General features: G+C 67.3%; 16 protein-coding genes. 7 read left to right on the forward strand and 9 right to left on the reverse strand.

The window, feature by feature from the left end; translation table 11 throughout:
* Window positions 1-26 precede the first annotated feature (26 nt).
* Window positions 27-1,049, reverse strand: a complete 1,023-nt coding sequence (gene tdh, locus ABE422_RS14945) for an L-threonine 3-dehydrogenase (protein ID WP_123728470.1) — start codon at window positions 1,047-1,049, stop codon at window positions 27-29.
* 220 nt (window positions 1,050-1,269) lie between these two features.
* Between tdh and ABE422_RS14950 the strand changes: the two genes are divergently transcribed.
* The 7 genes from ABE422_RS14950 to ABE422_RS14980 all read left to right on the forward strand — a co-directional run bounded on the left by ABE422_RS14950 (window position 1,270) and on the right by ABE422_RS14980 (window position 10,188).
* Window positions 1,270-3,432: a S46 family peptidase gene (locus ABE422_RS14950; protein ID WP_313209599.1), complete on the forward strand. Its 2,163-nt coding sequence runs from the start codon at window positions 1,270-1,272 to the stop codon at window positions 3,430-3,432.
* A gap of 498 nt (window positions 3,433-3,930) precedes the next feature.
* Window positions 3,931-4,575 (forward strand): histidine phosphatase family protein, encoded by a 645-nt coding sequence (locus ABE422_RS14955; RefSeq protein WP_313209597.1) that lies wholly within the window; start codon window positions 3,931-3,933, stop codon window positions 4,573-4,575.
* Window positions 4,576-4,626: 51 nt separating this feature from the next.
* On the forward strand, window positions 4,627-5,904 hold the full coding sequence (gene folC / locus ABE422_RS14960) for a bifunctional tetrahydrofolate synthase/dihydrofolate synthase (protein WP_346483244.1): 1,278 nt from the start codon (window positions 4,627-4,629) through the stop codon (window positions 5,902-5,904).
* A gap of 98 nt (window positions 5,905-6,002) precedes the next feature.
* Window positions 6,003-7,031, forward strand: a complete 1,029-nt coding sequence (locus ABE422_RS14965; RefSeq protein ID WP_346463648.1) for an SPOR domain-containing protein — start codon at window positions 6,003-6,005, stop codon at window positions 7,029-7,031.
* A gap of 58 nt (window positions 7,032-7,089) precedes the next feature.
* Window positions 7,090-7,821 (forward strand): CvpA family protein, encoded by a 732-nt coding sequence (locus ABE422_RS14970; protein ID WP_346483245.1) that lies wholly within the window; start codon window positions 7,090-7,092, stop codon window positions 7,819-7,821.
* Window positions 7,822-7,851: 30 nt separating this feature from the next.
* On the forward strand, window positions 7,852-9,318 hold the full coding sequence (purF, locus tag ABE422_RS14975; protein WP_019185825.1) for an amidophosphoribosyltransferase: 1,467 nt from the start codon (window positions 7,852-7,854) through the stop codon (window positions 9,316-9,318).
* A 9-nt stretch (window positions 9,319-9,327) separates the two neighbouring features.
* Window positions 9,328-10,188 (forward strand): ferritin-like domain-containing protein, encoded by an 861-nt coding sequence (locus ABE422_RS14980; RefSeq protein WP_313217344.1) that lies wholly within the window; start codon window positions 9,328-9,330, stop codon window positions 10,186-10,188.
* Here the strand turns inward: ABE422_RS14980 and ABE422_RS14985 are convergent.
* The 8 genes from ABE422_RS14985 to phoR all read right to left on the reverse strand — a co-directional run bounded on the left by ABE422_RS14985 (window position 10,161) and on the right by phoR (window position 22,575).
* The gene (locus tag ABE422_RS14985) at window positions 10,161-11,648 is read right to left on the reverse strand and encodes a DUF2235 domain-containing protein (RefSeq protein WP_346483246.1); all 1,488 of its coding nucleotides are present in this window, start codon (window positions 11,646-11,648) and stop codon (window positions 10,161-10,163) included. The two genes, ABE422_RS14980 and ABE422_RS14985, sit on opposite strands and share 28 nt — an antisense overlap.
* A gap of 87 nt (window positions 11,649-11,735) precedes the next feature.
* A complete protein-coding gene (gene lpxH, locus ABE422_RS14990) occupies window positions 11,736-12,479 on the reverse strand; it encodes a UDP-2,3-diacylglucosamine diphosphatase (protein WP_313217347.1) in 744 nt (247 codons plus the stop codon).
* An 88-nt stretch (window positions 12,480-12,567) separates the two neighbouring features.
* A complete protein-coding gene (locus ABE422_RS14995) occupies window positions 12,568-13,101 on the reverse strand; it encodes a phosphatase PAP2 family protein (RefSeq protein WP_313209580.1) in 534 nt (177 codons plus the stop codon).
* A complete protein-coding gene (locus ABE422_RS15000) occupies window positions 13,082-14,221 on the reverse strand; it encodes a glycosyltransferase family 1 protein (RefSeq protein ID WP_313209577.1) in 1,140 nt (379 codons plus the stop codon). The genes ABE422_RS14995 and ABE422_RS15000 overlap by 20 nt, the downstream gene beginning before the upstream one ends.
* A gap of 147 nt (window positions 14,222-14,368) precedes the next feature.
* Complete coding sequence (locus ABE422_RS15005; RefSeq protein WP_346483247.1) at window positions 14,369-17,278, reverse strand: TonB-dependent receptor; 2,910 nt, start codon at window positions 17,276-17,278, stop codon at window positions 14,369-14,371.
* Window positions 17,279-17,507: 229 nt separating this feature from the next.
* The gene (gene ppx / locus ABE422_RS15010; RefSeq protein ID WP_313209572.1) at window positions 17,508-19,034 is read right to left on the reverse strand and encodes an exopolyphosphatase; all 1,527 of its coding nucleotides are present in this window, start codon (window positions 19,032-19,034) and stop codon (window positions 17,508-17,510) included.
* A 122-nt stretch (window positions 19,035-19,156) separates the two neighbouring features.
* Window positions 19,157-21,238 carry a polyphosphate kinase 1 gene (gene ppk1, locus ABE422_RS15015; RefSeq protein WP_313209570.1) on the reverse strand — a complete coding sequence of 694 codons (2,082 nt, stop codon included), beginning with the start codon at window positions 21,236-21,238 and terminating at the stop codon, window positions 19,157-19,159.
* Window positions 21,235-22,575 carry a phosphate regulon sensor histidine kinase PhoR gene (phoR, locus tag ABE422_RS15020; protein WP_313209568.1) on the reverse strand — a complete coding sequence of 447 codons (1,341 nt, stop codon included), beginning with the start codon at window positions 22,573-22,575 and terminating at the stop codon, window positions 21,235-21,237. The genes ppk1 and phoR overlap by 4 nt, the downstream gene beginning before the upstream one ends.
* Window positions 22,576-22,629: the final 54 nt, after the last annotated feature.

Genomic DNA, 22,629 nt, shown 5'->3' on the forward strand with positions numbered 1-22,629 from the left:
GACCGGCGCGCCAACGGCGCGATGCCTCAGTTCCAGCTCAGCACGACCTTGCCGGCCTTGCCCTGTTCCATCAGGTCAAAGCCCTTCTGGAAATCATCGATCGGCAACTGGTGGGTCATCACCTTGCCGAGCGGGAAACCGGACAACACCAGCTGGGTCATCTTGTACCAGGTCTCGTACATCTTGCGGCCGTAGATGCCCTGCACGGTCAGGCCCTTGAAGATGATCTTGTCCCAGTCGCAGCCGGCGCCCTTGGGCATGATGCCGAGCATGGCGATCTTGCCGCCGTGGTACATGCAGTCGAGCATGTCGTTGAACGCGCGCGGATTGCCGCTCATTTCCAGGCCCACGTCGAAGCCCTCCATGTGCAGTTCCTTCATCACGTCCTTGAGCGAGGTGTTGGACACGTTCACCACGCGGGTGGCGCCCATGTCGGCGGCCAGCTTCAGGCGGAAATCATTGACGTCGGTGACCACCACGTTGCGCGCACCGATGTGCTTGCAGATGCCGGCGGCGATGATGCCGATCGGGCCGGCACCGGTGATCAGCACGTCCTCGCCGATCACGTTGAACTCCAGCGCGCAGTGCGCGGCGTTGCCGTACGGATCGAAGAAGGCGGCCAGCTCGGAGGGGATCTGATCCGGGATCGGCCACAGGTTGCTGGCCGGCATCACCATGTATTCGGCGAAGGCGCCGTTGACGTTGACGCCGATGCCCACGGTGTTCGGGCACAGGTGCTGGCGGCCACCGCGGCAATTGCGGCAATGGCCGCAGACGATATGGCCTTCGGCCGAGACGCGCTGGCCGATTTCATAGCCGGTCACGCCCGGGCCGATCTCGGCGATGCGGCCGACGAATTCGTGGCCGATGGTCAGGCCGGGCTTGATCGTGCGCTGGCTCCATTCGTCCCACAGGTAGATGTGCAGGTCGGTACCGCAGATGGCGGTCTTTTCCAGCTTGATCAGGACCTGGTTCGGGCCGGGTGTGGGGACCGGAACTTCTTCCAGCCAGATGCCCTTGGCGGCTTCGCGTTTGACCAGGGCCTTCATTGTTTGCTGCGCCATCGGGGTGGAACTCGTCTGGGGGAAAACGCGGATTATAGAGCCGCTGGCGGTTTTCCCATGTTGCAGCGCGGGTGGGCTGGGAGGTGGCCATGCCCCTCATTGCCGCACTGCGTGCGGCCAGCCGACCATGGGTCGGCTCTACCGGGCTTCGGGACGGCGCAGCGGCTGGGCTAGAATCGGCGGTTCTTTCACCAGGGGCTGCTCTATGCGCTCGAACCTGCTCGCTTTCTCCGTCGTCGCCAGCCTTGGGCTGGTCCAGGTCGCCCATGCCGCAGAAGGCATGTGGGTGCCGCAGCAGCTGCCGGAAATCGCCGGCCCGCTCAAGCAGGCCGGCCTGAAGCTGTCCCCGGAGCAGATCTCCAACCTGACCGGCGACCCGATGGGCGCGGTGGTGGCGCTGGGTGGCTGCACCGCCAGCTTCGTCTCTCCGCAGGGCCTGGTGGTCACCAACCACCACTGTGCCTACGGTGCGATCCAGCTGAATTCGACGGCCGAAAAGAACCTGATCAAGGACGGCTTCAACGCGCCGACCCTGAAGGATGAGCTGAGTGCCGGCCCCAACGCCCGCGTGTTCGTGCTGGACCAGATCACCGACGTGACCGACCAGGCCAAGGCCGCGATCGCCGCCGCCGGCAAGAACCCGCTGGCCCGTACCCGCGCGCTGGATGCCTTCGACAAGGCCCAGACCGCTGCGTGTGAAGCCGATGCCGGCTTCCGCTGCCGCCTGTACAGCTTCTCCGGCGGCAACACCTACCGTCTGTTCCGCAACATGGAAATCAAGGACGTGCGCCTGGTTTACGCGCCTCCGGGCAGCGTCGGCAAGTTCGGTGGCGACATCGACAACTGGATGTGGCCGCGCCACACCGGCGATTTCTCGTTCTACCGCGCCTACGTGGGCAAGGACGGCAAGCCGGCCGCCTTCTCGGCCGACAACGTGCCCTACCAGCCCAAGCACTTCCTGAAGTTCGCCGACCAGCCGCTGGGTGCCGACGACTTCGTGATGGTGGCCGGCTACCCGGGCCGCACCAACCGCTACGCGCTGGCCGGCGAGTTCAATGAAACCGCCAGCTGGACCTACCCGACCATCGCGCGCCACTACAACGCGGTGCTGAAGATGATCGACGAGGCTGGCAAGGCCGACCCGGACGTCAAGGTGAAGTACGCGGCCACCGCGGCCAGCATGAACAACGTGGCCAAGAACTACGCCGGTCAGCTGGAAGGCTTCAAGCGCATCGACGCGGCCGGCCAGAAGCAGGCCGAAGAAGCCGCCGTGCTGGCCTGGTTGAAGAAGCGTGGCGCCGCCGGCAAGCCGGCCCTGGCGGCACATGCGCAGCTGATCCAGCACCTGGATACCAGCAAGGCCACGCGTGAGCGCGACCTGTTCGTCAGCCAGTTCAACAGCACCTCGGCCGTGGGCTCGGCGATCACCCTGTACCGCCTCTCGATCGAGCGCAGCAAGGCCGATGCCGAGCGTGAAGTCGGCTATCAGGAACGCGATCTTCCCTCCATCGAAGGCGGCCTGAAGCAGATGGACCGCCGTTACGTGCCGCGCATGGACCAGCAGCTGCAGACCTACTGGCTGAGCCAGTACGTGGCCCTGCCGGCCGCGCAGCGCACCAACGAGGTGCTCAACCAGTGGCTGGCAGGCAGCGATGCGGCCGCCGTGCAGGCTCTGGTTGGCAAGCTCTCGGGCACCAAGCTGGGCAGCCTGGATGAGCGCCTGACGTGGTTCAAGGCCGACCGTGCGGCGTTCGAGGCCAGCACCGATCCGGCCATCCAGTACGCGGTGGCGGTGATGCCGGCGCTGCTCAAGCAGGAAGAGCAGAAGAAGACCCGCGAAGGCGAGTCGCTGGTGTCGCGCCCGCTGTATCTGCAGGCCGTGGCCGACTACAAGAAGAGCAAGGGCGAGTTCGTCTATCCGGACGCCAACCTGTCGCTGCGCATCACCTTCGGCAACGTCATGGGCTACGGCAAGGATGGCGTGAACTACACCCCGTTCACCACCCTGGAAGGCGTGGCGGCCAAGGAAACCGGCGAAGATCCGTTTGATTCACCGAAGGCGCTGCTCGATGCGGTCAAGGCCAAGCGTTACGGCGGCCTGGAAGACAAGCGCATCGGCTCGGTGCCGGTGAACTTCCTGTCCAACCTGGACATCACCGGCGGCAACTCCGGTTCGCCGGTGCTGGACGCCAACGGCAAGCTGGTCGGCCTGGCCTTCGATGGCAACTGGGAGTCGGTGAGTTCGAACTGGGTGTTCGATCCGGTGATGACCCGCATGATCGCGGTCGACAGCCGTTACATGCAGTGGATCATGCAGGAAGTGGCGCCGGCGCCGCAGCTGCTGAAAGAACTGAACCTCAGCAAGTAAGCCGCCCCGTCGGTTTCCAGAACCCCGCAGCGACATCTGCGGGGTTTTTTTATGGTCCGCTATACCTCCAACGCGAGGCGTCTTGTTTTTCCCTGAAGGAGCCCTGCCCGACGCGCTCTGGACAGATGCCGGTGTGCGGACGGGAAAAGCAGCGGCACTGTCGTTGCCTTTGTGTCCGCGTCAGCGATGGAAACTTTGGTGGCTGAGGCCGGGTAGCCTCTGGCAGGACCGTTCGACGGCATGGATGCCGTCGTACGAGCCCCCAGGGATGGGTTCACGGCGTGTCCTGCCAGAGGCTACCCGGCCTCAGCCTGCGCGGGGCCGTCAGGCGCCATGCTTTACGAGCCATCCGCCACCAAGCCGCCGAGCAAGCAGATCACGTGCACCAAACAGCCGCACAGCTTCACAGCCGCGACCGGGTATCATCCCTGTTCCGCGTGCTTTCACAGGATGTGAACGAAGCGCCGGAACCTCCTCCCCCAAGGACCCCTTGTCCGCATGCGCATCCTGCTTGCCCGTCACGGCGAAACGCCGTGGAATGCCGAAGGCCGCTACCAAGGCCAGATCGATATCCCGTTGTCGCCGATCGGCGAAGCCCAGGCCAAGGCACTGGGGGAACGTCTGAAGTCCGTCGACATCACCCGCGCCGTTGCCTCACCGCTCTCGCGTGCCCAGCTCACCGCCCAGCTCGCCCTGGGTGCAGACCGTGCCCCGATGCTGCAGACCGAGCCGGACCTGCAGGAAATCGCCCACGGCGAATGGGAAGGCCTGCTGGCCAGCGAAATCCACGACAAGGATCCCTCCCGCCTGCGCGCCTGGCGCGAAGAGCCCGATACCGTCCTGATGCCCGGCGGCGAATCGCTGCGCCTGGTGCTCGAACGCAGCTGGCGTGGCCTGGCCCGTGCCGCTGAAGGCCTGGGCGAGCACGACACCCTGCTGGTGGTCGCCCATGACGCCGTCAACCGCGTGATCCTGTGCCGCATCCTCGGCCTGCCGATCTCGCGCCTGTGGACCTTCCGCCAGGCACCGACCACGCTGAACCTGCTCGAAGGCCCCGACCTCGATCAGCTTGAAGTCGTCCGCCTCAACGACTGCGCGCACCACACGCCGTTCTTCGGCGAAGCCAAGCACCGCGCGCTGTAACGCACTGCGTCCCATCCTGCCGTCCGCCCCAACGATTCCGATCCAACGACCATGACCACCACCGCCCGCCCGCAGACCCTCTCCGATTGGCTCAGCTACATCGAGCAGCAGCACCCCGCCACCATCGACATGGGGCTGGACCGGGTGCGTACCGTGGCGCAGGCGATGGGGCTGGGCGCGCCGGCCGAGCGCAGCATCGTGGTCGGTGGCACCAACGGCAAAGGCTCCACCGTGGCCTTCATCGAGGCCATCGCGCGCGCTGCCGGCTGGAAGGTCGGTGCGTACACCTCGCCGCACCTGCTGCGCTACAACGAGCGCGTGCGCATCGATGGCCAGGACGCTACCGATGACGCCCTGATGGCGGCCTTCAACGCGATCGAAGACGCGCGTGGCGACACCACGCTGACCTACTTCGAATACGGCACGTTGGCCGCCCTGCAGCTGTTTGCGCAGGCGGGCCTGGATCTGGCCGTGCTTGAGGTCGGCCTTGGCGGCCGTCTGGATGCGGTCAACATCGTCGATGGCGACGTGGCGGTGATCACCACCGTCGACATCGACCACAGCGACTGGCTGGGCGAGGACCGCGAAGCGATCGGGACCGAGAAGGCCGGCATCATCCGTGGCTGGAAGCCGGTCATCCTCGGCGAAATCGATCCGCCCTCGAGTGTGCTCGCGCGTGCCTATCTGGTGGGTGCCAACGCCATCCGTGGTGGCAGCGATTTCTTCGCCGATGCCATCGATGGCGAGCGCTGGCGCTGGCGCGATGTCGGCTTCCGTATCGAACTGCCGCACCCGACGCTGCGCGGGCCCATCCAGCGCGCCAATGCCGCGACGGCGATCGCCGCGCTGCGTGCGCTGGATCGCCCGCTGCCGCGCACCGCCTTCATCGAAGGCGTTGCCGCCGCGCGTATCCGTGGCCGCCTGCAGGCCTTTGATCGTGACGGCGTGGAGGTGCTGGTCGATGTCGGTCACAACCCGCAGGCCGCGCGCGAACTGGCCACTGCGCTGAAGGCCAGTCGCGTCACCGGCGACACAATCGCGGTGTTTGCCGCCCTGCAGGACAAGGATGCCGCCGGGGTGGTCGAGGCCTTGGCCGATCAGGTCCAGCAGTGGCACCTGGCCGGGCTGGAGGGGGCACGTGCGCAGAGCGCCGAGGAACTGCGGGCACGCCTGGCCGGTACGGCTGCGGCCGGCGCGACACCGCACGCCACCGTGTTGGACGCCCTGCAGCATGCCGTGGCGCAGGCCAAGGCCGGCGATCGCGTGCTGGTGTTCGGCTCCTTCCACACCGCCGCGCAGGCGCTGCAGACCCTCGAACCCGGCGCCTGAGGGGGCTTTGCAGCGCCGTTCAGCCGCATCAGCCGCCGCACACGCGCGCACCCGTATAATCGCCGTGGCATTCCGCCGCGCCGCCTGCCTGCCTTCACGTGGATACTCCTCTGAAACAGCGACTGATTGGTGCCATCGTCCTGGTGGCGTTGGCCGTGATTTTCCTGCCCATGCTGGTCAAGGGTCCCGCACCTGACAGTGGTGTCGCCAACGTGCCGATCAGTGCACCGGCCGCGCCGTCGGATGGCCAGTTCGAAACCCGCGAGCTGCCGCTGGTCGCCCCCACCGGTGGCGCCACCGGCCTGCAGAGCGGGGCATCCACGACCCAGCCGCTGGCCGACAGCGCTGCGCTCGCCGCCGATCCGGCGCCGGCAGACACCTCGCCGGCCGTCGCCGCCGGCAACTACGCCGTCAGCTTCGGTGCCTATGCCACCGAAGCCGATGCCGACCGCGTCATCGCTTCGTTGAAGAGCGCCCAGCTCGCCGGCTTCCGCGAGCCGGCCACGATCAACGGTCGCCAGGCCTGGCGCGTGCGCGTCGGTCCCTACGCCGATCGCGCGCTGGCCGAAGCCGGCCGCCTGCAGGCGGTGAAGGTGCGCAATGACGTCAAGGCCGAGGTCATCACCCTGGATGCCCGCGCCGATACCGCGGTTGCCGCCACGCCGGCCGGCCCTGCACCGGCCCCGTCGGCGGCTCCGGCCGCCTCCAGTGCTGCCGCTGCGCCGGCGGGCAATACCGTGAAAACCGAATCCCTGCCGGCCGAGCCGGTCGCGGCCGCCAAGCCGGAACCGAAGCCGGCCGCGCCCAAGCCCGAGCCCAAGCCGGCCCCGGCGCCCAAGCCCGAGACTGCCGTCGCGGCACCGGCTGCTCCGGCGGCCCCGGCCGCCAGCAGCGTCGGTTTCGCCGTGCAGCTCGGTGCCTTCGGCCAGGCGGCCGAGGCCAACGCGCTGCGCGACAAAGTCCGCGCCGCCGGCTTCAGCGCCTTCGTGGAGCAGGTCCGTACCGACAAGGGCACCCTCAACCGGGTCCGCGTCGGGCCGGTCGCCAACCGCGCCGATGCCGAGAACCTCAAGGCCCAAGTGGCCGCCAAGGTCGGCGTGGCCGGCATGGTCCGCCCGCACCCCTGATGCCTGAGCTGCGCCGCCCCGCACCCGCTGGACGGCGCCTACCGCGCGGCCTGCCGGCATGATCGACATCGTCCTGCTGGTCCTGATCGGGGCCTCCGTCCTGCTTGGCCTGATGCGCGGCTTCGTCGGCATCGTGGTCAGCACGCTGTCCTGGCTGCTGGCCGGCTGGGCCGCGTTCCTGTTCGGCAATGACGCAGCCCATTGGTGGGCGGCGCCGCTGGAACCGGGCACCGGCCATTACGTTGCCGGCTACCTGGGGGTGTTCCTGATCGTCATGATCGCCGTCGGCCTGATCGGCATGCTGATCAAGGCGGCCGTGAAGGTGACCTGCCTGACCGGTGCCGACCGCCTGCTGGGCGGTGCATTGGGCCTGGTCCGCGGCGCCTTCCTGGGCTGCGTGCTGCTGATGCTGGCCGCCTTCACGCCGCTGCCGCAGGAGCCGGCCTGGCAGACCTCGCAGGTGCGGCCGCTGCTGCAACCCGGGGTGCGCTGGATGCAGGCGCAGCTGCCCGAGATGGCGTTGCCGGAGGTGAATCTGCCGCAACTGCCGACGATGGATTTGGGCAAGCCGCTCGCGACAGGCGATAATGGCGTCCTTGGCGAAGTAGTGGCAGGGCGCGGATGGCCGCGTCCCGTTGACGAGGGGAGGGAGACGGCACCTGCCGACGCTGCGGCGCGCGGGCCGGCTTCCACACTGCCAGTCAATATCGAGCCGGCGCACCCGCGTCCGGACGACACCGCTCCGGCACGGAACGGTACCTCCGGCCAGGCACGGCCACCTTCACTGTAGATGGGCGCAGCCCAGCGGAGAATTCGCACCATGTGTGGCATCGTCGGAATCGTCGGCAACCAGAACGTCGCCGGGCAGTTGTATGACGGCCTGACCGTCCTCCAGCATCGTGGCCAGGACGCGGCCGGCATCGCCACCGCCGACGGCACCCGCCTGCGCGTGCAGAAGGCCAATGGCCTGGTGCGCGATGTGTTCGATGCCAAGCGGATGTCCACGCTGGAAGGCCGCGTCGGCATCGCGCACGTGCGCTATCCCACCGCCGGTTCGGAAGGCATGGACGAGGCGCAGCCGTTCTACGTGAACTCGCCGTACGGCATCGCGCTGGCCCACAACGGCAACCTGATCAATACCGAAGCCCTGCGCCAGCAGGTGTTCGAGCAGGACCGCCGCAACGTCAACACCGACTCGGACAGCGAAGTGCTGTTGAACGTGTTCGCGTTCGAACTGGACGCACAGCGCCAGCTGACCCCGGAAGCGGCGATCCGCGCCGTGGCCGCCGTGCACCGCCGCGTCAAGGGTGGCTATGCGGTGATCAGCGTGGTGCTGGGCCTGGGCCTGGTGGCCTTCCGTGATCCGCACGGCATCCGCCCGCTGGTGCTCGGCAAGCGTGCCCACGCCGAAGGCGACGAATACATCGTGGCCTCCGAATCGGCCGCACTGGACGTGCTCGGCTTCCAGCGCGTGCGCGATGTGCGCCCGGGCGAAGCGCTGGTCATCACCGCGCGTGGCGAGCTGTTCTCCGAAGTCTGCGCCGAACCGGTCGAGCACAGCCCGTGCATCTTCGAATACGTGTACTTCGCCCGCCCGGATTCGATGATCGACAACGTCTCGGTGCACAAGGCGCGCATGCGCATGGGCATCAAGCTGGGCGAGAAGATCCTGCGCCTGCGCCCGGATCACGACATCGACACCATCATCCCGATCCCGGATACCTCGCGCGATGCCGCGCTGGAGATCTCCAACACGCTCGGGGTGAAGTACCGCGAAGGCTTCATCAAGAACCGCTACATCGGCCGCACCTTCATCATGCCGGGCCAGGGTGAGCGGGTGAAGTCGGTGCGCCGCAAGCTCAACCCGATCCACCTGGAGTTCCGCAACCGCGTGGTGCTGCTGGTCGATGATTCGATCGTGCGCGGCACCACCAGCCAGCAGATCGTGCAGATGGCGCGCGACGCCGGTGCCCGCAAGGTCTACCTGGCCAGCGCCGCGCCGCCGGTGCGTTACCCCAACATCTACGGCATCGACATGCCGGCCGCCGAAGAACTGGTCGCGCACAACCGCAGCATCGAAGAAATCGAGAAGCACCTGGGCTGCGACTGGCTGATCTACCAGGACATCGAGGACATGGAAGCGGCGGTGAGCGAAGGCAACCCGGAGCTGAAGTCGTTCGATTCCTCGTGCTTCAACGGCGTCTACCCGACCGGGATCGAGCCGGGCTATTTCGAGCGCATCCAGCAGCTGCGTTCGGACGATGCCAAGCACAAGCGTCGCGCCTGAGGGCAGGGCATGAGTGACGTGTTGGACAGCGCGGCCGGCGATCTGCTGCAGGCCGCGCAGCAGTGCCTGGCCGAGCCGGATCCGTTGCGCAAGGTCGCGTTGACCCAGCACTACGCCGTGCAGTTCCGTGCCGGTCGCCTGAAGGCACCGGCCGATGCGCCGGCGCCGGAGCCGATCCGGATGCCGGGCCGCCCGGCCCGGCCCACACTCGTCCACCCGCGCGATCTGCCGCGTCGTGGCCTGGGCAGCGTGGAAGGGCGCGCGGCGTTCGTGCACGCCATCGCGCATATCGAACTCAATGCGATCGACCTGGCCTGGGATGCGGTCTACCGTTTCCGCGGCCTGCCGGGCTCCTTCCATGCCGACTGGGTCAGCGTGGCCGATGACGAATCGCGCCACTTCATGCTGCTGCACGATCGGCTGCAGGCCAACGGCTATGCCTACGGCGATTTCGACGCGCACAACGGCCTGTGGGAAATGTGCGAGAAGACCGCGCATGACGGGCTCGCGCGCATGGCGCTGGTGCCGCGTGTGCTGGAAGCGCGCGGGCTGGATGTCACCCCGGGCATGATCGTGAAGCTGCGCGCCGGAGGCGACCATGCCACCGCCGATGTGCTGGAGATCATCCTGCGCGAAGAGGTGGCGCATGTGGCCGCTGGTTCGCGATGGTACCGCTGGTACTGCACGCGCGAGAACGTCGAGCCACGCCCGCGGTTCATGGCATTGCTGCGCGAGTACGCCGGCGGCTTCCTGTATGGCCCGTTCAACCTGGAAGCCAGGCTGCTCGCCGGCTTCGACGAAGAAGAACTGGCCGAGCTGATCGAACAGACCGAACTGCGCGGTCAGGTGTTGGCCAGCACCACGCGCTGACCGTTTTCGGTCGGCCGGTTGACGTAGAACAGCCCTGGCCCCGGCCGATACGGCAGTTCCCGCGTGCCTTCATCGGCGGCATAGAGCAGCGCAGTGTCGCCCAGGGCATCGAAGTTCCAGTGCGCGGACTGCATCAGGTAATGCTGGCGAAGCGTGCGTTCCTGCGCGGCATCCAGCGGATGGCCGGCCAGCAACCGGGCCGCGATGGGCTGCAGTGCCGCGGGCAGTGCGAGTGCGGGCAACGCGTCCGGTGAGGTTGTCCAGGCGACACCTGCCGCGGCCGCACGCTGGTGCAGCAGCCGCAGCGCGATGAACTGGTAACGCGCATCGATCTCGCGGCGCAGCACCACCGCCGCGTACGCCCGCAGGGTGAATTGCGGCAGGACGCTGCGGCTGCCGGCGACCCGCTGCTGCTGCCAGTGGTGCCAGACATCCACCCAGATCGCGTCATCCCCCAGCCCCAGTGCGCGCTGCCAGCGCCGACACGTCGCCTGTGCGGCGCGGTAGACCGTGCTCGCGCGCAGCAGCGCCAGCGGCGGTACATCGCCTGCGGCCAGTCCGGTGCCACGCAGCAGCTGTCCCTCCGGCCGGCTCAGCAGCTTGGGTCCTTCGATGCGCTGGTCGTAGCCGCCGCCGATGTTGGCGTGCACGCCTGGCAACGCGATCTCTTCATGTTCGGGCGCCACGCTGGTCAGCGCGAAATGCTCGCGGTGCTCATCGCGCGCGACCAGCTGCACTACCTTGTCCGCGCAGCCGGCGGGCAGGGCGACCACCGGCATCTCATCGCCATGCTGGCGGCCGATCGCCACCACGGTATCGAGCAGGCCGACGAAGCGCACCGGCCGCACCGCGTCTGGAAATCCCGGCGCCAATGACCAGCCCGAGCGCACCAGTTGCTCGCGCAGCCACGCGGCGGCACCGGGTGCGTTGAGCACGTTCACCGCGTCGCGCGCGCTGGCCGCGCCACGCGAATAGCCGAACAGATCCATCCGCACGCTGCCGAGTACGCGGCCAGGGTGCGCACGGGCGAGCTGGCGCAGCGCGTCGGGCAGCAGCTGCTCCAGCGCCCGGCGTCGCTTCGCGCGGACACCGGTGCGACCGATGCCGAACGCCAGCCCCAACAGGTCGTCGTCTTCACCGGTGCGCGTGCCCACGCCCTCGATATAGAGCGACAGTGCGAGCGTGTTGCCTGCGGGCGGCATCTGCCGATGGTCCGGATACAGCGCATGCAGCCGCGCGATATTGGTCAGGCCGTTGCTGTAGCTGCTGGTCAAGCGGCTCTGGTACGGGGAGGCATCATCGGCGACCACGGCCGGTGGGCGCGGTGTGGGCGTCGTGGCGCCTGCCGGGCGTGAGGCGCGCTGCAGGTTGTCAGCGTTGTTGCGGGTGCCGTCGAAGAACAGACCGATGTGCAGGGACACCGTCGGCGCCGTCGTCGGTTGGGTAGCTGCCACCACCATATCGTCCCTGCTCCCCGAGGATGCCCGGCTAAGGTAGCGCGGAAGCCCCGCGCCGGAACAGCACGGCAGGCCAGGCCGCTGCCGACGTCAGGTCGCCAGCGAATCCAGTGTCCAGCCGTCCGGTGTGACGCGCAACACCGAGCCCTGTTCGTACCAGTCGCCCAGCACGATGCGGGTGCAGTCGCGGCCACCGGCCTGCAGCGCGTGGATGGCCGGGCGGTGGGTGTGGCCGTGGATCATCGTGTCCACGCCGTAGCGGCCGAAGGTGGCATCCACTTCCGCCGGCGCGACATCGGTGACGGTCTCGAACTGGGCACGGTCACCCTGCTTCATTTCCGACTGGCGTGCCTGGCTGGCATCGCGCGCCTTCTGTGCGAAGGCGATGCGCGCGGCCAGCGGCTGCGACAGGAACTGCGCCTGGAACACCGGGTCGCGGGTCTGCGTGCGGAACTGCTGGTAGGCGATATCGTCGGTGCACAGCAGGTCGCCGTGCTGCAGCAGCACCGGGCGGCCATACAGATCAATCACGCTCGGGTCGGGCAGGATCGTGAATCCCGCGCGGCGCGCGTAGTCCTCGCCGACCAGGAAATCGCGGTTGCCGCGGATGAAGTACACCGGCACGCCGGCATCGGCCACGGCATGCAGCGCGACGGCCACCGCATCGGCGGCCGGGGAGGGCGTGTCATCGCCGATCCAGGCTTCGAACAGATCGCCCAGGATGTACAGGGCCTCGGCCTGCATCGCTTCATCGCGCAGGAAGGCCAGGAACAGGTCGGTGATGGCTGGACGACTCGGGTCCAGGTGCAGATCGGAGATGAACAGCGTGGTCATGGACCCATTGTAAAACGGGATCACGGGGCGAGGCAGCGCGACAGGTGAACTGCCCTTGTCGAGTCGAAAGGGGGCGCGGCGATCCTGGCTACAACGGCAGCCATTGCAGGCTGGCGGCGGCCAGCAGTGCGGCGATGCCGGTCGCGGCCAGCACATCGCTGGGGTAGTGCAGGCCCAGCACCACCCGCGACAGGCCGATCAGCACGGTGAAGGGCACCAGCAACGGGGCCAGCCACGGGTAGTAGGCCAGTGCCACGATCGTGAAGGACACCGCGTGCAGGGTGTGCCCGGACGGGAAACTGAACTCGTCCAGCGGCGCCACCCAGGCGCGGATGCGCAGGTCGGCGGCAAATGGCCGCGGGCGGCGCGTCCAGCGCTTGAGGCCCTTGTACAGCAGCAGTGCCATCAAGCCGGTGGCGGCCATGTGCAACGAAGCACGCAGGCCATCCAGGCCGTCCAGCAGCACCAGCGCGCCCATCAGCGCGTACCAGAACGCGCCATCGCCCAGGCGGCTGATCACCGCGAAGGCATGGCGGATCCGGCGGTGCCGACAGTAGTGGTTGGCGCGGCGGCACCAGCGGGTTTCGCGCCCGCGCAGGGCATCAAGCGGCGTGGTCGGCATGCGGCCTCCGGGCCTGGGCCAGTTCAGCCAGCAGCGCATCGAACTCGGCGACCACGTGCTGCGGATGCAGCCGCTTCATCGCGGTGGCGGCAGTGCGGCCGAGCCGGTGGCGCAGGGCGTCGTCGCCGGCCAACTGCACGGCGGCGGTCACAAACTCGCTGTCGTCATTCACGGCGATGCCGCTCTCATCGGTGCGCAGGTATTCCCGGGCGGCGCCGTAATCGAAGGCGACCGTGGCCAGACCGCTGGCCATGGCTTCAAGGGTGACGTTGCCGAAGGTCTCGCTGCGGCTGGGGAACAGGAACAGATCGCCGCTGGCGAAGTGCCGCGCCAGCGCATCCCCGCGCTGCACGCCGCAGAAGATGAAGTCCGGATTGTCGTGGGCCAGCTTGGCGCGTGACGGGCCATCGCCGACGAACACGAACCGCGCCTTCGGCCGCACCTGCTGCAGGCGGCGGAACGCTTTGACCGCCAGCCCGAGGTTCTTTTCCGGGGCGATGCGGCCGACGTAGATCGCGGCGAAGCCGTTGCCATCGATGCCCCACTCCTCGCGCAGCGCCGGGTCACGGCGCTCGGGCTCGAACTGACTGCTGTCCACGGCGCGCGCCAGCAGGCGCACGCGATCAAAGCCCTGCTCGCCGAGGAACTGCTGCAGCTCCTGGGTCGGCACCAGGGTGGCATCGGCCTGGTTGTGGAAGCGGCGCATCCAGCGCAGCGCGGCGGCCTGCAGCCAGGCCACGCCGTAGTCGGGCAGGTACTCATCGAAGCGGGTATGGAAGCCGGTGGCGACCGGAATCCCGAGGCGCCGCGCGGTGCGCAGTGCCGACCAGCCCAGCGGCCCTTCGGTGGCGATGTAGATCGCGTCCGGCCGCTGCTGCTGCCACTGGCGGCTCAAGCGGGAGGGTGCGGGCAGGCCGAAGCGCAGGCCGGGGTAGCGCGGCAGGTTGGCGCCGGTGACCAGCACCGTGCCGTCCACCGCCTCGATATCGGAGGGTTGCCGGGGCCGGACCAGATCGACCTGATGGCCGGCGGCACGCAGCCCCAGTTCCAGGCCCTGTACGGTCAGGGCAACGCCGTTGACTTCAGGGGGGTAGGTTTCGGTGACGATGGCATAGCGCATGGCGGGCCTCCGGTATGCCACGCATGCTGGGGCCGGGCGATGTAGCCGACATGACCGCCGTATGACGTTGGGATGACGCACGCACCGGCAGTAAAAAGCCACGGCCCCGAAGGGCCGTGGCGATCAAGCGTTGTTACCCGGCGGCGATCAGAAGCGCTGCTGATATTTCATGTACATGAAACGCCCGATATCGTAGCCGCCGTAGTAGGAGAAGTTGGAGTTCGGCTGGCTGTACATGATGGGGCCGTACTTCTCGAACACGTTGTTGGCACCGACCGAGACGGTCGCATCCCACGGCAGGGTGTAACGGAACTGCAGGTCGTGGAAGGTGACCGAGCCACGCTGGTTGTAGTCACGCGAGCCGGCGTACCACGGCGCCTGCACGCTCGGGTCGGAACATTCGTCCGGACGGGTCGTCGCGTTGATGCAGCGTTCCTTGACCCCGGCGTAATAGCGCGCGGTCCAGCTCACCCCGAAGTTTCCCACGTCCCAGCCCAGGGTCAGGTTGGAGCGCACGCGGAAGCCGCTGCCGATGCCGTTGCTTGGGGTGGGCACGACGTCGGTGTCGTTGGTCGTACGCGACAGATACGAGCTGACATAGGTGGTCGTCCAGCCCGTGGTCAGCTTGCCGTAAGCGGTATCCAGATGGTGGCTGAGCTCCAGGTCGTAGCCTTCGGTTTCCAGGAAGCCGGAGTTGCGCTTGCCGTACTTCAGCGTGTCGACGATGCCGGTCACCGGATCGCGCGTGAAGCCACTGCAGCGCGACGCGATGCCCTGCTCATAGCAGTCGCGCAGCAGGTCGTTGGGATGATCGTTGACGATGGTGTTGTCGATGCGGATCTTCCACCAGTCCAGCGCCACGTTGAGGTTGGGCACGAAGCCAGGGCTCCAGACCAGACCCAGGGTACGGCTCGTTGAGGTTTCCGGCTGCAGATCCGGGTTGGAGCCGTTGGTGAACGGCACCGGGGTCTGGGCGCTGCTGCTGGTGATCGGCACGCCGCCCTGGCGCAGCTGGCGGTAGCTGTCCGCATTGGCGATGTCGGCGGCGCACCGTGCGCGGACCTCGGCACTGCTGGCCGAGGCACCGTAAACGGTGTCGCAGGGGTCACGGTAGCCGGTGGTGAAGGTTTCCGAGCCGCCGCCGTACAGATCGGAGATGGTGGGGGCACGGAAGCCCTGCGCCCACGTGCCACGCACCAGCAGCTGCTCGATCGGTTTCCACTTGAAGCCGAACTTGCTGTTGAGGGTGGTGCCCAGGGTGTTGTAGTCCGAGTGGCGGGTGGCCGCGCTCAGGCTCAGCTCACGCGCGCCGGGCAGGTCGGCCAGGATCGGCACGCTGAGCTCGAGGTAGGCCTCATTGACCTTGTAGCCGCCCCCGGTCGGACCGGCGGCCAGATTGGTGGTGGCACCGCTCTGGGCCAGCGGATCGGGGATGAACTCACCGGCCTCCTTGCGGGTTTCCACGCCGAAGGCGAAGCCCAGATCACCGGCCGGCAGCGTCATCACCGTGCCGGCGATGCTGGCGAACGCATTGCGGGTGGTGGTCTTGCCACGGGAGATTTCCGGCGGGAACAGGTAGTCGATCAGCGCCTGGTTGCCGGTCAGGCCATTGGGGTCGTTGCTGCCGTAGGGCACCAGCGGATTCCACGGCATGCAGCCGGCAATCGGCGCGCCAGGAACGCCGCATTCCACCTTGCCGGTAGCCTCGTTGTAGTACGACGGGCCGACCGCGTTCTTGACGCGTTCCTTGTTGAGGTTGCCGGTGGAGGTCTGCAGCAGTTCGCTGCGGTTGTATTGATAGCCCACTTCCCAATCGAAGTAGCGCTCGCCCACCTCGAAGCTGCCTTCCAGCGTGGCCACGGCGCGCCAGGTGGTCAGCTCGCTGGTGCTGACCCGCGGGACCTCCCAGGCGCGACGGTTCCAGGCGATGTCGGTGGGGTTCCCATGGCCGTGGTGGTTGCCGAACGGGTTGAACCAGCTGTCGGCCGACATCGGCCCGATGCCGGCGGTGGCGGACTGCAGCGGATAGCCGGCCACCTGGCGGGTGGACGTGCGCTTGTTGTAGCCCAGCTGCGTGGTCAGGCGGATGTCATCGGTCAGGTCCACGCGCCCATCGAGGAACAGCGAATCGCGCTTGAGGGGCGAGATCAGGTGCATCTGCTCCGGTGCGTTGCTGACATCGCCGGTGAACGGGGTCAGGTCGCTGAGATGATAGTTGGCCGGGTTGGTCGGGTCGGTACCGCGATCCAGCGAGTAGTTGCAGCCTGCCGCGGCGGTGCAGCCCGGGCCCTTCAGGCCGTTGATCTGACCCCACTGACTGACCTGGGTCCAGTCGTCGCCGGGGTGGCGCGTGGTGTTCGGGAATTGGCTGAACCAGCGATCGCGTGCCCACACCCCCTTCTCTTCGGTGTGCTCGGCCGAGAAGGTCAGCGAGGCGCGGTCGTTGGACCAGCCGGCCACCACGTCGACGCTGTTACGCGCGCCATCGCCCTGGCTGTACTGGCCTTGGTAGACGTTGGCAGTGACGCCATTGACGTTGCTGCGGGTGATGATGTTGATCACGCCGGCCATGGCGTCCGAACCATAGATCGCCGAGGCACCGTCCTTCAGCACCTCCATGCGTTCGATCGCCGAGACCGGCACGCTGGAGATGTCCTGGTAGCCGCCGGTGTTGATGCCCAGGCGCTTGCCGTTGATCAGCACCAGGGTGCGCTGCGCGCCGAGGTTGCGCATGTCGATGTAGGTGCCACCGGCGTTCTCGCCAGCGGCCAGTACGTTGGAGCGGCTGATGGACGGGCTGCCCACCGCGGTCAGGTTCTGCAGGATGTCGGCGACCGAGCTGAATCCCTGGCGCTCGATGTCGGCGCGGCTGATCGCGAGCACCGGCTGGGCGGATTCGACATCGACCTGGCGGATGCGCGATCCGGTGATCTCGATGCGGTCCAGGGTGGTCGGGGTGGCGTCCTGGGCGAGGACGGCGGTGGAAGCCAGGCCAGCGGTGCCGGCCACCAGGGCAAGGCGGATCGCCTGCCCCAACGGGGTGGTGGATGAAGACATGATCGACTCTCTCTCTTATCGGAACGACGTCCAAGAGGTCGGCGGACCAAGTACCGCCTTCCTCAAAAATCCAGCCGTGTGAAGGCCGGTGTCCCGAGAGTAGATCGATTGGTTAAGGTTCCATGAGGGAGATGTGAGGGTGTTCTCACAAATAATTCACGGGTTCGGCGTTCTGCGAAGTCAGCCTGAAAATTGCTGCAGATGCACGCTACGAAGCAGGCAAAAAGCGTCAGGCAACGAAGGGGCGGAACTGCACCCCCAGCCCGGCCATGCCCTCGGTTTCGCCGATCAGGTCCGCGCGCAGCAGCGGACGCGCATCGATGTACGCCTGCGGCAGGATCAGCGACAAGCGCGCGTCATCGGCGGTCAGTTCCAGTGCGGGCATCGGTGTGTCTTCGTGCGCGCGGTTGAGCAGGACCGCCAGGCGCAGCAGCGCGGTCATGCGCCGTGCCGGCTGCAGGAGACGTTCGGGCAGTGCATCGAAGGCGGACTTGGAAATGTTGCGGCGATGGCTGCGCACCAGCGCGGCCAGCAGCTGCTGTTCCTGCCGCGAGAAACCGGCGATGTCCGAGTTCTCCAGCACGTAGCTGCCATGCACGTGGTAACCGCTGTGCGCGATCATCAGGCCGAGCTCGTGCAGCCGCGCGGACCAGCCGAGCATGCGGGCATCGTCCGGATCCAGCTGCCAGCTTTCTTCGACCTGGGCGAGCAGGTTCATGGCCGTGCTTTCCACGCGATCAGCCTGGACGGTATCGATGCCGTAACGCTGGGTCAGTGCCGCGACCGATTCGTCGCGCAGGTCGTTCTCGCTGGCGCGGCCGAGGATGTCGTAGAGAATGCCCTCGCGCATCGCGGCCTTGCTGACCAGCAGCTTCTGCAGCCCGAGTGCCTGGAAGGCGGCTTCGAGTACCAGGATGCCACCGGCGATGATCGGGCGACGATCCGCGGAGAGGCCCGGCAGATCGATGTCTTCGATGCGCTTGGCCTTGAGCAGCTCATCGCGCAGCTGCGGCAATGCCTCGGCGGTGATCGCGCCCTTGCTCAGTTTCATGGTGGCGCAGATTTCGCTGATCGCCTTGTGCGTGCCGGAGGACCCCAGTGCTTCGTGCCAGCCCAGTGCGCGGTACTTGTTGGCGAACTGCTGGAACTCCGCGCCGATTTCGGTCAAGGCGTCCTTCCAGCGCTTCTTGCTCAGCTTGCCGCCCGGGAAGAAGCGGCGCGTGCTGGCGATGCAGCCGGCCTGCAGGCTTTCGCGCTCCAGGGTCTGCATGCCCTGGCCGATGATGAATTCCGTGGAGCCACCGCCGATATCGATCACCAGCCGGCGCTGGTCCGCCTTGGGCGGCTGCGCATGGGCCACGCCGAGGTAGATCAGACGCGCCTCTTCGCGGCCGCTGACCACTTCGATCGCATGCCCGAGCGCGGTTTCGGCCGGCATCAGGAAGGCCTGCGGCGAGCGCAGCTGGCGCACCGTGTTGGTGGCCAGCGCGCGGACGCGTACCGAGGGGATCGCACGGATGCGCTGGCCGAACCGGGCCAGGCATTCCAACGCGCGCTGACGGGCCTCGGCGGACAGGCCGCCTTTGCCATCCAGGCCATCGGCCATGCGCACGGTCTCGCGCAGGCGGTCGACCACCCGCAACTGCCCGAGGGTGTATCGCGCGATGACCATGTGGAAACTGTTGGATCCCAGGTCGATGGCGGCGAGCAGGTCGCCATCCTGCAAAGCGGGCGGAGTCGTGGAGGTATGCGGCATTTGCGAATGTTAGCCGAACGGTGGGTCGCGAAGTCACCGCGCGCCCTTCACATGGGCAGGCTGCGACGACCGGTCGCATCGAAGGGGCAGGCAATCAGCGCGTACCGACCAACGGTCGGTACCTACAGACCCTGCAGCAGGGCCATCTGCGCCGCGTGCGGCGGCTCGTCGTGGCCGGGCGTGCACTTGATGTAGCTGCCGTCGGCCTGCAGCTCCCAGGCGTTGAGGTTGTCGTCCAGGTAGTTCTGCAGCACGTCGCGGTAGACCTTGCGTGCCAGTTCCGGGTCCAGGATGGGGAAACAGGTCTCGACCCGGCGCAGCAGGTTGCGCTCCAGCCAGTCCGCGCTGGCGCAGAACAGCTCCGAGGCCCCATCGTTGCCGAACCAGTAGACCCGGCTGTGTTCCAGGAAGCGGCCGACGATCGAGCGCACCCGGATGGTGTCCGAGACACCGGGGACGCCGGGGCGCAGCGTGCAGGCGCCGCGCACGATCAGGTCGATCTGCACGCCCGCCTGCGAGGCCGCGTACAGGGCCCGGATCATCTGGGGTTCGTTGAGGGCGTTCATCTTGGCGATGATCCGCCCCGGACGGCCACTGGCGGCCAGGCGTGTTTCGCGCTCGATGCGCTGCAGCAGACCCGGGTGCAGGGTGAAGGGCGACTGCAGCAGGCGCTTGAGCTTCATCCGCGGGGCCAGCCCGGACAGCTGCTGGAACAGCAGGTGCACATCGTTGCCGATGTCCGGATCGGCGGTGATCAGGCTCAGGTCGGTGTAGGCCCGCGCGGTACCGCTGTGATAGTTGCCGGTGCCCAGGTGCACGTAGCGGCGCAGCTTGCGGCCTTCGCGGCGCACGATCAGCAGCATCTTGGCGTGGGTCTTGAAACCGACCACCCCGTAGACGACCTGCACGCCGGCTTCCTGCAGGCGGTCGGCCAGGCCGAGGTTGGCTTCTTCATCGAAGCGCGCGCGCAGCTCGACCACGACGGTCACGTCCTTGCCGTTGCGTGCGGCTTGGATCAGCGCATCGACGATCAGCGAATCCTTGCCGGTGCGGTACAGCGTCTGCTTGATCGCCAGCACGTTCGGGTCGACGGCCGCCTGCTTGATCACGTCCAGCACGGCAGTGAACGCATCGAAGGGGTGGTGCAGGAGCACATCCCGGCGCGCGACGATCTCGAAGATGCCATCGCTGTCGCGCAGCACGCGCGGGCTCAGCGAGGGGTACTTCAGGTCCGGCCGCTGGATCACGTCGTACAGCTGGACCACGCGGTTGAGGTTGACCGGGCCGTCGATGCGGTAGACCGCGTTTTCGGTCAGCCCGAAGTTCTGCAGCAGGGTGCGAACGATGTCGCGCGGGCAGTCCTGCGCGATCTCCAGCCGCACGGCCGGGCGGTAGCCCCGGTCAACCAGCTCATCGCGCAGCGCCAGCGCCAGGTTCTCGACCTCTTCCTCGTCCACCACCAGCTCGGAATTGCGGGTCACGCGGAACTGATACGCGCCCTGGACTTCCATGCCCGGGAACATCTCATCGACGAACGTGGACAACACCGAGGACAGGAACACGAAGGTCTGCGGGCCGCCGAGTTTTTCCGGCAGCTGGATGATGCGCGGCAGTGAACGCGGTGCACGCACGATCGCCAGATGCCCAGCGCGACCGAACGCGTCGGTGCCCTTGAGCACGACCACGATGTTCAACGACTTGTTGAGGATCTTCGGGAACGGGTGCGACGGATCCAGGCCGAGCGGGGACAGCACCGGCATGATCTCGTTGCGGAAATACGCCCGCAGCCAGCGCTTCTGGCGATGGTTCCAGGAGTGCCGGCCGAGCACGTCGATGCCGGCTTCATGCAGTGCCGGGCGCAGGGTCTCGTTCCAGCAGCGGTACTGCTGGTCCACCAGCTGCGCGGCGCGGTCATGGATGGCGTTGAGGATCGCCTGCGGCGTCATGCCGTCCGGCGCTGGCGGCAGGCCGAACTCCTGCGCATGGCGCACCGCGGCCGCGCGGATCTCGAAGAACTCGTCCAGGTTGGTGCAGGAGATGCACATGAAGCGCAGGCGCTCCAGCAGCGGTACCTGCGGGTCCATGGCCTGGGCCAGCACGCGGAAGTTGAAATCCAGCTGCGACAGCTCACGGTTGATGTACAGCGCCGGATCGCGCAGCGGATCGCCGTCCACAGGCACGGCGACGGGAACAGGAGTGCTCATGCGGAAAAGTCTTCAGAAGAAGGAAGGGAGACGACCTCGTTGCGCGCACGCACCTGGTCGGCATCGAAATGGCACGAGAACGTGCTGCCTTTACCCACCTCGCTCTGGATCTCCAGGCGGGCGTGGTGCAGGCCGAGAATGTGTTTGACGATCGACAGCCCCAGGCCGGTGCCGCCGCTTTCGCGCGAGCGGCTGCTGGAGACACGGTAGAAGCGTTCGGTCAGGCGCGGCAGATGGTTGGCCGGGATGCCGTAACCGGTATCGCGTACCGACAGCACCACACCTTCGCCTTCGCGCGCGAACTCCACTTCCACGCGGCCACCGGCCGGGGTGTAGCGCACCGCGTTGGTGACCAGGTTGGAGAATGCGCTGTGCAGTTCCTTGTTGGAGCCCTGCAGATCCACACCGGCGGTATCGATGATGCTGATCTGGTGACGGCCCTGGCTGTGTGCTTCGGCCTCGCGACGCAGCGTGGCCAACATCGGCGTCATCGCCACGGCTTCGGCTTCGGTGTGTTCCTGCGATTCCAGCCGCGACAGGGTGAGCAGGTCTTCGACCAGCTGCGCCATGCGCTGGGATTGCTTGCGCATTTCCTCCAGCATCGGGCCGGTGCCGGGGAAGTCCTCCGGGTCCATCATGTCCAGGTAACCGTGCACTACCGTCAGCGGCGTGCGCAGTTCATGCGAGACGTTGGCGACGAAGTCGCGGCGGACCTGTTCCAGTCGCAGCAGCTTGCTGACGTCGCGTGCGATCAGCAGCCAGTAATCGGGCGAGTAGGGGATCAGGCGCAGGTTGAGGCGGATCGCCGGATCGACCGGGGAGGGAACATCCAGGATCGGTTCGGCATTGCGGCCCCCGGCCAGCCAGTGCGCCAGCGGCATCGGCTGCAGGCGTTCAACCAGCGCTTCGCCCAGGTCGCCCGGGTGGTGCAGACCGAGCAGCGAGGTCGCCGCTTCGTTGAACCACTGCACGCGCTGGCTGTTGCGGTCGACCACCACCACCGCATCCGGCAGCGCGGCCGCAGCAGCGCGATAGCTGCGCAGCATGTCCAGCAGGCGACGCTTGCGCGTGCGCATTTCCCACTGGTTGCGGTAGAGCAGGCGGTCCAGCTCGTTCCATACACCGGTGCCGTCACCCATGTCCCAGCGATGGCGCGCGGTGAGGCCGCGCAGCACCCGGCGCAGCCGCCAGTAATGCCACGCCAGTGCACCGATGGAGGCCAGTGCGATGCACATCCACACATGTCCGACTGCCAGGCCCAGCAAGCCGGCCGCGAGCAGCAGGGCGGCGAGGGTGGCCAGCGTTTTCAACCAGGCAGAACGGATGTGGCGGGGCATTGCGGTCTCGCAGAAAGTGCGGTCCTCGGACTCGATCCAAGGTTATAGCAGGAG

Origin of the sequence: Stenotrophomonas sp. TWI1151, from assembly GCF_039673135.1 — a bacterium.
Taxonomy (GTDB): Bacteria; Pseudomonadota; Gammaproteobacteria; order Xanthomonadales; family Xanthomonadaceae; genus Stenotrophomonas.

What these genes read in the sequence shown, in the direction of transcription:
- tdh (WP_123728470.1), bottom strand. Translation starts at nt 1,049, where the DNA reads ATGAAGGCCCTGGTCAAACGCGAAGCCGCCAAGGGCATCTGGCTGGAA.
- ABE422_RS14950 (WP_313209599.1), top strand. Translation starts at nt 1,270, where the DNA reads ATGCGCTCGAACCTGCTCGCTTTCTCCGTCGTCGCCAGCCTTGGGCTG.
- ABE422_RS14955 (WP_313209597.1), top strand. Translation starts at nt 3,931, where the DNA reads ATGCGCATCCTGCTTGCCCGTCACGGCGAAACGCCGTGGAATGCCGAA.
- folC (WP_346483244.1), top strand. Translation starts at nt 4,627, where the DNA reads ATGACCACCACCGCCCGCCCGCAGACCCTCTCCGATTGGCTCAGCTAC.
- ABE422_RS14970 (WP_346483245.1), top strand. Translation starts at nt 7,090, where the DNA reads ATGATCGACATCGTCCTGCTGGTCCTGATCGGGGCCTCCGTCCTGCTT.
- purF (WP_019185825.1), top strand. Translation starts at nt 7,852, where the DNA reads ATGTGTGGCATCGTCGGAATCGTCGGCAACCAGAACGTCGCCGGGCAG.
- ABE422_RS14980 (WP_313217344.1), top strand. Translation starts at nt 9,328, where the DNA reads ATGAGTGACGTGTTGGACAGCGCGGCCGGCGATCTGCTGCAGGCCGCG.
- ABE422_RS14985 (WP_346483246.1), bottom strand. Translation starts at nt 11,648, where the DNA reads ATGGTGGTGGCAGCTACCCAACCGACGACGGCGCCGACGGTGTCCCTG.
- lpxH (WP_313217347.1), bottom strand. Translation starts at nt 12,479, where the DNA reads ATGACCACGCTGTTCATCTCCGATCTGCACCTGGACCCGAGTCGTCCA.
- ABE422_RS14995 (WP_313209580.1), bottom strand. Translation starts at nt 13,101, where the DNA reads ATGCCGACCACGCCGCTTGATGCCCTGCGCGGGCGCGAAACCCGCTGG.
- ABE422_RS15000 (WP_313209577.1), bottom strand. Translation starts at nt 14,221, where the DNA reads ATGCGCTATGCCATCGTCACCGAAACCTACCCCCCTGAAGTCAACGGC.
- ABE422_RS15005 (WP_346483247.1), bottom strand. Translation starts at nt 17,278, where the DNA reads ATGTCTTCATCCACCACCCCGTTGGGGCAGGCGATCCGCCTTGCCCTG.
- ppx (WP_313209572.1), bottom strand. Translation starts at nt 19,034, where the DNA reads ATGCCGCATACCTCCACGACTCCGCCCGCTTTGCAGGATGGCGACCTG.
- ppk1 (WP_313209570.1), bottom strand. Translation starts at nt 21,238, where the DNA reads ATGAGCACTCCTGTTCCCGTCGCCGTGCCTGTGGACGGCGATCCGCTG.
- phoR (WP_313209568.1), bottom strand. Translation starts at nt 22,575, where the DNA reads ATGCCCCGCCACATCCGTTCTGCCTGGTTGAAAACGCTGGCCACCCTC.